The organism is Nocardia sp. NPDC058633, from assembly GCF_042717045.1.
Taxonomy (GTDB): Bacteria; Actinomycetota; Actinomycetes; order Mycobacteriales; family Mycobacteriaceae; genus Nocardia.
The window spans coordinates 227,998-240,300 of record NZ_JBHXRA010000007.1; the positions used below are offsets into that span (position 1 = coordinate 227,998).

Genomic DNA, 12,303 nt, shown 5'->3' on the forward strand with positions numbered 1-12,303 from the left:
TCGCGACCGCGCTACCCCTCGCAGCCTCTGCGCGAACACTGGGGTCGTCGTAGTCGGCGGCAACACTGCCTCGGGCGTCAGCGACGGATCGCGCTGATCGCCTTCTCGATGCGCTTGGCCGACACCGGGTACGGCGTGCCCAACTTCTGGGCGAAGAGGCTGACCCGCAGTTCCTCGATCATCCACCAGATCTCGATGACCTCGCGGGCATTCTTGCGACCGGGCGACAGCCCGCGAACGAGCTGGTCGTAGGCGACGAGCATCCGGTCCACCTCGCCCATCGCCTGCCGGTCGCGCACCGCCGAGCCCGGTAGCGATTCCAGGCGCTGTGCCGCGGCGAGGAGGTAGCGCGGGAGTTCCCGCAGCCGCACCCGCCCCCATTCGGCGACGAAACCGGGAAAGAGCAGGTCGTCGAGTTGTTGGCGCACATCGTCCGCGATATCGGTTTCTAGGGTGTCGGCCAGGGCCGCTCGCGCCTGCTGGGCCGCAGCCAAGACCGGCACGACGGTGCGGATCAGGGCGAGGACCGCCGTGGACAGTTGTGGGCGGACTGCCGCTACCAGCGTGTCGAACTCCGCGGGCGTGCGAACCGGGCCGCCGGCTTTGGCGATGAGTTCGTCGGCGGCGGCGATCCGGCAGTCCTCGACCAGCTTGTCCAGCGATCCGTCGGGGTTCTGGCTCAGCGCCAGTCGATCGCGAGCGGGCAGTCCGGCGGTGACCGCGCGCGTCGAGGTGGGGATCGCGGCGAGCAGTAGGGTGCGCACACCCGCCCGCATCGCGGCCGCCTGCTCGCCGGGCGAGCTCAGTACGCGGACCGCCACGCCTTCGCCCTCGGGGACGAGGGCGGGATACCCGGTCACCGTCTGGCCTGCGACTTCGCGGCTCACGGTCGGCGCGACCGAACCGAGCGACTCCGTGGTCCACACCGTCGCCGGCGCCCGCTCCGCACCGGCGGTCGCACGAGCAACAGAAGCCGAAACTTGTTCGGCCAGTTGTGATTTGAGCTGTTGGAGGCTCTTGTTCTTGGCCAGTACCTTGCCGTTCTGATCGACTGCCGCGAAGGTCATCCGCAGGTGATCAGGCAGTGCGGCGGGGGAGAGGTCGTCGGTGGTGATGGTGACCGAACCCAACCGGGACAGTTCCCGTGAGAGCCCGGTGCGCAGCGGTTCGGCGCGCGGAGTCAGCCCCCGCAAGGCCGCCGCCGCGAAGTCGGGCGCGGGAACGACCGCCCGCCGCAACGTTTTGGGCAGGGTTTTGATGAACGCGGCGGCCAGTTCTTCGCGCATGCCGGGGACCAGCCAGTCGAAGCCGACCGCCCGCACGTGCGCGAGCTGCTCCACCGGGATCCGCGCGGTGACGCCGTCGTCGTCCTGCCCGGGCTCGAACTGGTAGGTCAGCGGGAAGCTGAGCTCACCCTGGCGCCAGGCGTCGGGGAAGTCGGTCGGGTCGAGCGTGGCGATACCCGCATTGACCACGGTGTCGGTCGAGAAGTCCAGCAGCGCGGGATCTTCGCGCTCGGTCTTGCGCCACCAGCTGTCGAAATGGCGCACCGACACGATGTCGGCGGGGATGCGCTTGTCGTAGAACTCGAACAGCACTTCGTCGTCGACGAGGATGTCGCGCCGCCGCGCCCGATGTTCGAGATCGGCGACATCGTCGATCAGGGCCCGATTGCGGGCGAAGAACCCGTGCCGCGTCTGCCATTCACCCTGCACCAGGGCATGGCGGATGAACAGCTCGCGCGACAGCTCCGGGTCGATGCGCCCGAAGTCCACCGGCCGACCGGTCACCAACGGCACGCCGTACAGCGTCGCTCGCTCGTAGGCGCGCGCCGAACCTCGCTTGGACGACCAATGCGGTTCGGAGTAGGTCCGTTTCACCAGGTCACCGGCGAGCCGCTCGGCCCACTCCGGCTCCACCTTCGCCGCGATGCGGCCCCACAGTCGCGAGGTCTCCACCAGTTCGGCCGCCATCACCCAGCGCGGCGCCTTCTTGGCCAGCGACGACCCGGGGAAGATCATGAACTTCGCATTGCGCGCCCCGAGGAACTCCCGCGACTCCGCCTCGCGCACACCGATATGCGACAGCATGCCCGCCAGCAGTGACTGGTGGATCTGGGTACTCGGCCACGGCATGGCGTCATCGTCGGTGGTGTTCGCCGAGCTCCCGGCAGTTTTCGCGGCAGCTGCCTTCTCGCCGCGCTGTGCTCCGCTTGTCGACTCGGTCACCGCGCGTGCAGGATTACCGCGTCCGCGTCCGCGGCGACCACGATTGCCGCCGGCGCCGTCGGCCGAGCCGCCACCGACGGCACGTCGACCGTCCACCGACTCGCTGCGCGTCGTGGTCTCGGAGTTCGTCTGTCCTCGGTGCGCGCCCGCGTCGTTCCAGCCCATTGCGCGCGCGATCGTGCGCAACTGGCCGTGCAGGTCCTGCCATTCCCTGATCCGCAGATAGTGCAGGAACTCGTCGCGGCACATCCGGCGGAACTGATTCGACGACAGCGACTTGCGCTGCTCGGTGAGGTAATCCCACAGTCGTAGGTAGGCCAGGAAGTCCGAACCCTCGACGACGAAGCGCGCATGCTGGGTATCGGCGGCCTGCTGATGCTCGACGGGACGTTCGCGCACATCCTGAATCGACAGCGCCGCGACGATGATCAGTACCTCGTCGAGGCAACCGTTGCGCTGCGCCTCGACGAGCATGCGGGCCATCCGCGGATCCACCGGCAGCTGCGCCATCTCGCGCCCGATCGGCGTGAGGGTGAGATGTCCACTCGAATCAGCTTCGCCGTCAACGGATTTCGAGCTTCCGTGCGCCAACGCGCCCAGCTCTTCGAGCAGGGCGATGCCGTCGCGGATGGCGCGACGATCGGGGGCCTCCACGAACGGGAAGCTCTCGATATCGCCCAGGCCGAGCGAGGTCATCTGCAGGATGACCGCGGCGAGGTTGGTGCGCAGGATCTCCGGTTCGGTGAACGCGGGCCGCGCCTCGAAATCGTCCTCGGAGTACAGCCGGATACAGATACCGTCGGCGACACGACCACAGCGCCCCGATCGCTGCCGCGCCGATGCCTGCGAGACCTCTTCGATCGGCAGCCGTTGCACTTTCGTACGCATCGAATACCGCGAAATGCGCGCCGTGCCGGGGTCGATGACGTAACGGATGCCCGGCACCGTCAACGAGGTCTCGGCGACGTTGGTGGCCAGCACCACCCGGCGCCCGGTATGGGGAGCGAACACCTTGTGCTGCTCGGCCGCCGACAGCCGCGCGTACAGCGGCACGATCTCGGTGCGGGGCAGTTTCAGCTCGCGCAGGGCGTCGGCGGTGTCACGGATCTCGCGTTCGCCCGACAGGAACACCAACACGTCGCCGTCGCCCTCGGCGAACAGTTCGACGACCCCGTCGGCGATGGCGTCGGTGGGGTCGCGGTCGACCACGCGAGTGTCCTCGTCGTCGTCGGCACCGGACAGTTCCAGCGACAGCGGGCGGTACCGCAATTCCACGGGATACGACCGACCCGACACTTCGACGATCGGCGCGGGCGTGCCCTGCGCATCGGCGAAATGGCGTGCGAACAGTTCGGGGTCGATGGTCGCCGAGGTGATGATCACCTTGAGATCGGGCCGCCGCGGCAGCAGTTGCTTCAGATACCCCAGCAGGAAGTCGATGTTGAGGCTGCGTTCGTGGGCTTCGTCGATGATGATCGTGTCGTAGCGGCGCAACATCCGGTCGCGCTGGATCTCGGCGAGCAGGATGCCGTCGGTCATGAGTTTGACCAGGGTGCGGTCGGAGGCCTGATCGGTGAAGCGGACGGTGTAGCCGACCACGTCACCCAGTTCGGTGCCCAGTTCCTCGGCGATGCGTTCGGCCACGGTGCGCGCGGCGAGCCTGCGCGGTTGGGTGTGACCGATGGTGCCGCGGATGCCGCGCCCGAGTTCGAGGCAGATCTTGGGGATCTGGGTGGTCTTGCCCGAACCCGTCTCACCGGCCACGATCACGACCTGATGGGCGGCGACGGCGGCGGCGATGTCGTCGCGACGCGCGGAAACGGGAAGTTGTTCCGGGTAGGTGATCTGCGGAAGCGCCGCGCGGCGGTTGGCCACGCGGGTCTCGGCGGTGGCGATCTCGGCCTCGACGGCGGGCAGATCGTCGGGGCGCGCACGGTCGAGCTTGCGCCGGAGCCGATGTTCGTCGCGCAGCGAGACCTCCGCCAGGCGGGTGCGCAGCGCGCGGGTTCCGGTGCTAGCTGTCCTGGTCATTGCGCCTCCCAGCGTAGCGAAGCCCGCCACCGGTTTTGTCCCGCATGGTCGGCGCACGCGTTCGCCGAGACCAACGACACACCGCGACGCGTGTCGATCGCGGTCCGCGCGTCCCCTGCCGCACGGCGCGACGCGACGGGCGTGCGAGCCCGAACTCCCGGTCAGCGCCGGTGCGGCGTGCGAAGATCCCGGCATGAGCGATCGATGCGCGCGACAGGCGGTTTTCGTGAGCTCGCCGAGGGCCTCGGTCCGCGGAGAGGATGTGGCATGAGTGCATCGGTGCGAACGGCGTGGTGGATCAGGACCTACCGGATCGGTTTCGGGCTGCTCGGGGTCATTGCCCTGGCATGGATTCCACTGCGAAACATCGACTCGGCCGCTTTCTCGCTCACGAACTATCTGAGCTACTTCACCATCGAATCCAACGTCCTGGCCGTGATCGTGTTGCTCGTCGGCGGCCTTCTCGCTCCGCAGGGCCCGCGCTGGCAGACCTTTCGCGGCGCGGTCACCCTGTACATGCTCATCACGATGGTCGTGTACGCGGTGCTGCTGGCCGATGTCGACGTGATGCTCACCGACAAGTGGATCAACGACGTGTTGCACCGCATCCTGCCGCTGGTCCTGCTGCTGGACTGGTTGTTCGTCGCGATGGCCGCGCGCCTGCGACCCACCCCCGAACTGGTCGGTCTGTGGCTGATCTTCCCGGTCGTCTACGGGGTCTACAGCTTGATTCGCGGCCCGATCGTCGACTGGTACCCCTACCCGTTCATCGACCCGCGCACCCAGGGATATGTGTCACTGACGATCGGGCTGGTGGTGTTGCTGGTGGTGTTCGTCGTGCTCGCGATTGCCATGGCGTCGCTGGGCGATCTGCGCGCTCGGTGGCGCGAACACCGCGCCGAGGGCTGACCCAGCGACGGGCCCGGTGCGCGCGACCCGGACGGGTGCGGTAAATGTGGACCCATGAATGCACTCTGGCATGGATTCGCCGATATGGGTGCCGTCAATCGTGACGGTGCGTTCGTTGTCGCTCGCGGCGAGGGCGCCTACGTCTTCGACACCGAGGGCAAGCGGTACCTCGACGCCACCGCCGGGCTGTGGTTCGCCAACGTCGGGCACGGTCGCGGCGAGATCGCCGACGCGGTCGCCGACCAGTTGCGCACCATCGCGCACTACTCCAACTTCGGCGACCTGACCGAAGCCCCCACCCAGGAACTCGCCGAGAAGCTCTCGTCGATCGCACCTGTTCCCGGCAGCAAGATCTTCTTCACCTCCGGTGGCTCCGACTCGGTGGAGACCGCGGCCAAGCTGGCCCGGCGCTACTGGCACGAACAGGGCCGCGCGGACAAGAAGATCCTGGTCGGGCGCCGCCTGGCCTACCACGGCATGCACTACGCGAGCACTTCGCTCGGCGGTCTCACGCCGAACAAGGAGGGTTACGGCGTGCTGGTGGACGACACCCGCACCGTCGAATGGGACGACGCGAAGTCGTTGCTCGCCCTGATCGAAGAGGTCGGCGCCGAGCAGATCGCCGCGTTCTTCTGCGAACCGATCATCGGCGCCGGTGGGGTGTACCTGCCGCCCGAGGGCTACCTGGCCGAGGTCCGTCAGATCTGCCGCGACCACGACATCCTGTTCGTCGCCGACGAGGTCGTCACCGGTTTCGGCCGCATCGGCGGCTCCTGGTTCGCCTCCACCCGATTCGACCTGCAGCCCGATTTGATGACCACCGCCAAAGGCCTCACCTCCGGCTATCTCCCGATGGGCGCGGTCTTCATCGCCCCCCACCTGGCCGAGCCCTTCTACGCAGGCGGCACCTGGTTCCGTCACGGTTACACCTACGGCGGCCACGCCGGTGCGGCCGCCGCGGCCCTGGCCAATCTCGCCATCGTCGAACGCGAAGGTCTGCTCGAGGAAGCTGCCCGTCTCGAGTCGACCCTGCACACGGCGTTGGCGCCGTTGGCCGATCACCCCCGCGTCGCCGAAGTCCGCAGCGGCCTCGGCGCCGTGGCGGCGGTGCAGCTCGCCGACCCGTCCGAAGGCCCTGCCCTGGTGAAGACCCTGCGCGAACACGGGATCTCCGGCCGGGCCGCCGGTGCGGGCGCCATGCAGATCTCGCCGTCGTTCGTCATGACCGACGCCCAGGTAGCCGACCTGGCCGCCGGATTCGCGAGCGCGCTGGGCTGATCCGAACCCGCCCAGGTGGCCGCGTCCCGCGGTGCTGCCAGGTGTGTCAGTCCAGCGCCAACGTGAAGAACCGGCTCAGCGGATCAGGCGTGTACGTGGCGAAGGGTGCGCATTCGGTGAACCCGTACCGCAGGTAGAGCCGACGGGCCGGCGCGAAGTAGTCTTCGGCGCCGGTCTCCAAACTCAGCCGTCGATACCCGCGTGCCCGGGCTACCGCGACCAGGTGGGCGAGCACTGCGGCGGCCACGCCACGGCCGGTGTGCCCCTCGGCGGTGCGCATGGACTTGATCTCGGCGTGCCCGGCGTCGAGTTCTTTCAGCGCTGCGCACCCGACGAGGTCATCCCCGGACCACGCGCTCCACACCGTGACCGCCGGATCGCGGAGTGCGGTCAGATCGAGCGCGTGCATGCTCTCGGCGGGGGAGGTGTCCGCCATCTCCGCGTGGTGAGCGGCCAGCAGGGCACGGACCTCGGCGCCGGAGAGGTCATCGGCCACCACACGGAGTTGGTCGACCGCTCCGGGTCGGTTGTCGCTCATCAGCCAAGTGTGCGGGTCGATGCCGATGCTCGGCGACCGGGGGCGGACACCGACGCGGCAACCGTGCCGTACTCAGCGAACGACGCGACCTCCGGCCTCGTGCGCGCCGACCGGGAAAACGGCCCGGGGTCACCACCGGGGTGCGAGCATGGTGGTGCGGGTGTCGACTCGAAAGTGGTGGGGTGTGGCCGATTTCGTGGAGCAGTATGCGTTCGTGCGGTGGCCGGTGGTCGCCGCGTTCGTGCTGGCAGCGCTGATCGTGGTGACTCGGCTGACCGGTCGGACGGCGCAGTCTCCTCGGGTCGACACCGCTTCCGACAGCGCGCATCTGCTCATGTGCCTGGTGATGCTGGCCATGTTGGTGTTCCCGGCCGCCACCGACCCGCACGCGATGCGCGGGCTGCTCACAGCCCTCACCGTCGCCTTCGCCCTGCTGCTGGCCGAGCGTGTCCAGGGATGGCGCACCGGATCGGCCTCCGACGGCGTGGCGGCGCTGGGCTATCACACCGTCGCCGCCGCGGCGATGCTCTACGCGATGGCCGGGCACGGGGCGGCGCACGGCTCCGGTGGCGCGGGCTGGCCCGCCGTCGTCCTGGCGGCGCTGTTCGGCCTCGACGCGCTGGTCGCGCTCGGTACGGTCGGTCACCGTTGCCGCTGGCACCGCTTCGTTCATCCCGCCGGTGCCCACCCGCTGACCTCGGCGCTGCTGCCCCATGTGGTGATGGATATCGGCACCGCGTTCATGCTGATCGCCGCGATCGGCCGGTGAATACCGATCCACAACCGCTCGCGCTTCGAATTGCCTTTGTGCGGGCAGGAATTCGACGATGAGCGGGCAGCGCGGTCCCCAACCGCCGCCGGGGGTCCGTTCGCGGACACCTGTGATCGTGTCCGGGGCCGACGATCGCGAGCAGATGCGGGCGCTCTACCGGGCCACCGGCGCCGCCGCGTTCGGGTTGGCCCTGCGGGTGCTGCACCGTCGTGGCGCCGCCGAGGACGTTGTCCGCGAAGGATATCGGCGTGCCAGAGCAGCGCAGTGGATCGTCGACGAGGACGACACCGACCGGGACCCCGATTCCCGCCCTGCCGAGGACACCGTGGCCGGCCAGCCGGCGCGCCCCGGCCCCGACCTCGGAACGCCCTGGGGTCGTTCGGCATTCGTCGCGACAGAACAGCGCTCCGATCTCGCCCCCCACATCGACGGATCGATGGACGTGTCCTTCGGTCGCGGCGTCGTCTACACCCAGGAAGGATCTCGCGTATCCGATGGTGGGGGCACCGACTCCGGGCCTGTCGACTCTCGTACCGTGAGCCCGGAGCACCGTGGCGCCGACCATCCGGACGCTCACCCCGCGAGCACCGACGAGGCAGGTCACGGTAGTGCCCGCCACCCCGACATCGAGCACGCCGGAGCTATCCGTCCCCGCTTCGCCGGCGGCGATCCCGACCGTCTCGGCACCGGCCGATCGGCGTGGGGCCACTTCGGTCCGGAGCGATCGAGTGGGGGGCTGCCCGGCGTCGATCCCGAACGTCCGAGCATCGACCTCGCCGACTCCCGGAGTGCCGACGACGGCCCGGCGGTCACCCCCGACCAGTCCTGGCTCCTGGCCCAGGTTCATCGTCTCGCGGTCCATCGCCTGCGCCTGGACCGACGCGGCGGCGACGACATGCCGTGGCTGGCGGCCGCGGCCAGGCTCGGCTTCGACGACCCACTCGACAGCCACTGCGAAGTCTTCGTCCTCGCCTACTACGGTGGCCGCACCTACCGCGCCATCGGTCGCGAACTGGGCCTGCGCGTGCCGATGGTCACGAGACTGCTGGCCGAGAGCATCGAACGGCTCGCCGAACAGCGCATCGACCGGTGGACGGCCCGACAGTCGTGGTGCCCGCCCGGCTCGGTGCTGTCACTGGCCGACGCCTACGCCCTCGACGCGGTCGCCGAACTCGAGCAGCACCACATCGAGAGCAAACTCACCGCCACCACCCCGAACAGCCTGTCGCAGTTCGCCACCCGCGTCCGCGGGGTGCACGAGGTGCTCGCGCTGCTGGCCGCCGACGACCAGCACACCCCGCCCCGCAATCTCGAAACCCGCATCCTCGCCGATCTGGGCACCGCACCACCACGGCGCGGCCACTGGACGACCAGGCCGCCCTGGCTGCGCCGTTTCGGTATCGAACCGTAGGGCTAGAGCACCACCACGTGGTCGGCGACGACCCGCCCGCCCAGACGAACCCACCCGTCGGAGTCCCATTCGGAGTAGAGCTGCGAGCCCTGCCCCTGCGTGATGATCAGCCCGCGTCGCAACTGGCCGGTGAGCGCGACGGCGGCGGCCCCCGTGGCCTCGTCCTCGGCGATGCCCATCGCGGGAGCGAACATCCTGGCCCGCAGCGCGCCGCGCGACTCGTCGGTCCACGCCCAGAAATAGTGTTGGCCCTCGGTGAAATCCTCGGCCGACAACGCCGTCAGCTCCTGCACCGAACTCAGTTGCCGGAAGGCGAATTTCGGGGCCCACTCGGCGCGCGCGGTGATCCAGGTCAGGCCGTCGGTGTGGGCGACGGTCACCGGGCCCGCGGGCACCCGCAAGGTGTGCACCGGCGTGCGCTGGGCATCCAGCCACCACGCGGTGCCGACAGTGGGGTGCCCGGCGAACGGCAATTCCACGGCGGGCGTGTAGATGCGAAGGTCGGCGACACCGTCGACGGGATCGGAAACCACCGTGGTCTCGCTGAATCCCAGGCGTGCCGCCAGTTCCTGCTTGTCGAGGGCGACCACATCGCCCGCCCGGGCGATGCCGAGCGCGTTGCCGAGATTTCCGGCCGGATCGGTGAACACCCGGACGACCTCGACCTGGATGTCCGGGGCTTCGGGCACCTGGTGTGCGTTCATGATCGCGAGCCTACCGGGCCACGCGGCGGCGCCGACCGACCCTGCTGCGCCCGGCCTTGTCCGCTCCCGAACGGCGGCGGCCCCGATCCGGAAACCGGATCGGGGCCGCACAACGGCTCGTGAGCAGGCGCGAAGCCGTCTCGAATCAGACCGCGGCCGAAGCCAGCGCCTCGGTCGACGCCACGGCCTGACCGACACCGGCGACGATCGCCGCCGCCCGCAGCGACTCGAAGATCACCTCGCGCGACACACCCGCCTCGCGCAGTGTCTTCTCGTGCGCCTCCAGGCAGTGCGCGCAACCGTTGATGGAGGAGACAGCGAACGACCACAGCTCGAAGTCGGCCTTGTCGACGCCGGGGTTGCCGATGATGTTCATCCGCAGACCCGCGCGCAGATCGTCGTAGCGACCGTCCAGGAACGCCTTACCGCGGTAGAACACGTTGTTCATGCCCATGATCGACGCGGCACCCAGCGCGGCGTCATACGCCTCGGCGGACAGCACGTCGGCGGCCTCTTCGGCGATCTCGCGCAACGTGGTCGCCGAACGGGTCGCGGCGGCCGACGCCAGCAGGGTGCCCCACAGTTGCTGCTCGTTGAGCACCGTGGTGCGTGCCAGCGAGGACAGATTGAGCTTGAGGTCCTTGGCGTACTCGGGAAGAGAGTTCTTCAGGTTCTCGATGCTCATGACAGTGGGGCTCCTCTGGGGTGTTTCGGTGGGAAGGGTGAGTCAGGCAGCGTTCGATGGTGTCTGACCGGGGCCCTACGTGGTTACGCGCGCTGCCGCCTCCGGGCCGTGTCCGGTCAGACGCTGGCCGAAAGGAGTTCGCCCGCGTCGATGGTCGGGTCGCCCTTCTTCCAGTTGCAGGCGCACAGCTCGTCGGACTGCAGTGCGTCGAGCACGCGCAGCACCTCGTCGACATTGCGGCCGACCGAACCGGCGGTCACCGAGACGAACTGCACCTCGTTGTTCGGGTCGACGATGAAGGTGGCGCGATCGGCGACGCCGTCGGCGTTGAGAACGCCGGTGGCGGTGGCCAGTTCACGCTTGAGGTCCGACAGCATCGGGAAGGGCAGGGTCTTGAGATCCTCGTGCTGGGCGCGCCACTGGAAGTGCACGAACTCGTTGTCCACCGAGGCGCCGAGCACCTGGGTGTCGCGGTCGGCGAACTCCTCGTTCAGCTTGCCGAACGCGGCGATCTCGGTGGGGCACACGAAGGTGAAGTCCTTGGGCCAGAAGAACACGATGCGCCACTTACCGGCGTGGTCGTCGCTGGTGATCTGGGTGAAGTAATCGTCGGGCTGCTGTGCGTCGACCTTGGAGAGATCGCCTCCGATGACGGCCTTGAGGTTGTATGCCGGGAACTGGTCGCCGATGGTCAGCAGAGCCATGCTTGGTCTCCTCATTGGTGGTGTGGGTTGATGTCAGCCTACTGAAAGGTAAAGCCAATTGCTGGTCGTACACTGATAGGTGTGAGTGATCAGACTTATCAGCCAACCCTGTCGCAGCTGCGTGCGTTCGTCGCCGTCGCCGAATACCGGCATTTCGGCACCGCCGCAGCGCGTTTGACTGTGAGTCAACCCACGTTATCGCAGGCTCTGGCATCACTGGAAAACGGACTCGGGCTCCAGTTGATCGAGCGCAGCACCCGCCGCGTGCTGGTCACCGCCGCGGGCATGCGGCTGCTGCCGCAGGCCATGGCCACCCTGGAAGCCGCCGACCGATTCGTCGCCTCGGCGACGGGTGACACCCTCGGGGGCGCGTTGCGCGTGGGCATCATTCCGACCGTCGCCCCCTACGTACTGCCCGAGCTGTTGCCCGAGTTACGTCGCAAACTGCCCGGGGTGCTGCCCCAGGTGGTCGAGGACCAGACCGCGCGGCTACTGGACGGGTTACGCACCGGCGTGCTCGACGTGGCGGTGCTCGCGTTGCCGAGCGAGGCGAACGGCCTGATCGAGATCCCGCTCTACAGTGAGGAGTTCGTGCTGGTCACGCCGCGCGGCCACGAGCTCGCCGGGCGTACCGACCTGGCGGCCCCCGCCCTCGCCGACTTACCGCTGCTCCTGCTCGACGAAGGCCATTGCCTGCGTGATCAGACGCTCGACCTGTGCCGCTCGGCAGATGTGCACCCCGGGACGGTCGGCGACACCCGCGCCGCCTCACTGACCACGGTCGTGCAGTGCGTGGCCGGCGGGCTCGGCGTGACGCTCATCCCGGAGATGGCCGTGGCCGCCGAGACCGCGCGCGCCAATCTGGACACCGCGCGCTTCGCGACCCCCGCTCCTGGCCGCACGATCGGGCTCGCCTATCGAGGGTCGTCCGCGCGGGCTGCGGATTACGAATACCTCGCAGCGGTAATCCGATCCAAACGCCCTTTCTGATCTGGTATTCGATTCCGGATCGCTGGCTCTGTTCGGATAATGTGCGGTGGGGC

The 12,303-nt window shown here is 68.7% G+C and carries 10 protein-coding genes; 5 read left to right on the top strand and 5 right to left on the bottom strand.

Going from position 1 to position 12,303, the window contains the following annotated elements:
- Positions 1-77 precede the first annotated feature (77 nt).
- Positions 78-4,259 (bottom strand): ATP-dependent RNA helicase HrpA, encoded by a 4,182-nt coding sequence (gene hrpA / locus ACFWUR_RS11525; RefSeq protein WP_378905600.1) that lies wholly within the window; start codon positions 4,257-4,259, stop codon positions 78-80.
- Positions 4,260-4,526: 267 nt separating this feature from the next.
- On the opposite strand from hrpA, the gene ACFWUR_RS11530 reads away from it, so the two are divergent.
- Together ACFWUR_RS11530 and ACFWUR_RS11535 are read left to right on the top strand one after the other, a co-directional pair.
- Positions 4,527-5,168, top strand: coding sequence for a Pr6Pr family membrane protein (locus tag ACFWUR_RS11530; RefSeq protein ID WP_378905603.1), 642 nt, complete (start codon positions 4,527-4,529; stop codon positions 5,166-5,168).
- Positions 5,169-5,222: 54 nt separating this feature from the next.
- Positions 5,223-6,446 (top strand): aspartate aminotransferase family protein, encoded by a 1,224-nt coding sequence (locus tag ACFWUR_RS11535; protein WP_378905606.1) that lies wholly within the window; start codon positions 5,223-5,225, stop codon positions 6,444-6,446.
- 46 nt (positions 6,447-6,492) lie between these two features.
- On the opposite strand, the gene ACFWUR_RS11540 is transcribed toward ACFWUR_RS11535, so the two are convergent.
- Positions 6,493-6,984, bottom strand: a complete 492-nt coding sequence (locus ACFWUR_RS11540; RefSeq protein ID WP_378905609.1) for a GNAT family N-acetyltransferase — start codon at positions 6,982-6,984, stop codon at positions 6,493-6,495.
- Between the two features lie 160 nt (positions 6,985-7,144).
- On the opposite strand from ACFWUR_RS11540, the gene ACFWUR_RS11545 reads away from it, so the two are divergent.
- A complete protein-coding gene (locus tag ACFWUR_RS11545; protein WP_378905612.1) occupies positions 7,145-7,753 on the top strand; it encodes a DUF5134 domain-containing protein in 609 nt (202 codons plus the stop codon).
- Between the two features lie 58 nt (positions 7,754-7,811).
- Positions 7,812-9,167, top strand: coding sequence for a hypothetical protein (locus tag ACFWUR_RS11550; RefSeq protein WP_378905615.1), 1,356 nt, complete (start codon positions 7,812-7,814; stop codon positions 9,165-9,167).
- 2 nt (positions 9,168-9,169) lie between these two features.
- Here the strand turns inward: ACFWUR_RS11550 and ACFWUR_RS11555 are convergent, their stop codons facing one another.
- The 3 genes from ACFWUR_RS11555 to ACFWUR_RS11565 form a co-directional block, all read right to left on the bottom strand.
- On the bottom strand, positions 9,170-9,871 hold the full coding sequence (locus ACFWUR_RS11555; protein ID WP_378905618.1) for a PhzF family phenazine biosynthesis protein: 702 nt from the start codon (positions 9,869-9,871) through the stop codon (positions 9,170-9,172).
- A 145-nt stretch (positions 9,872-10,016) separates the two neighbouring features.
- Complete coding sequence (locus ACFWUR_RS11560; RefSeq protein ID WP_378905620.1) at positions 10,017-10,556, bottom strand: carboxymuconolactone decarboxylase family protein; 540 nt, start codon at positions 10,554-10,556, stop codon at positions 10,017-10,019.
- Positions 10,557-10,672: 116 nt separating this feature from the next.
- Complete coding sequence (locus tag ACFWUR_RS11565) at positions 10,673-11,260, bottom strand: peroxiredoxin (RefSeq protein WP_378905623.1); 588 nt, start codon at positions 11,258-11,260, stop codon at positions 10,673-10,675.
- A gap of 81 nt (positions 11,261-11,341) precedes the next feature.
- Between ACFWUR_RS11565 and ACFWUR_RS11570 the strand changes: the two genes are divergently transcribed.
- Positions 11,342-12,250, top strand: a complete 909-nt coding sequence (locus ACFWUR_RS11570; protein ID WP_378905626.1) for a LysR substrate-binding domain-containing protein — start codon at positions 11,342-11,344, stop codon at positions 12,248-12,250.
- The last annotated feature ends 53 nt before the right edge of the window (positions 12,251-12,303 follow it).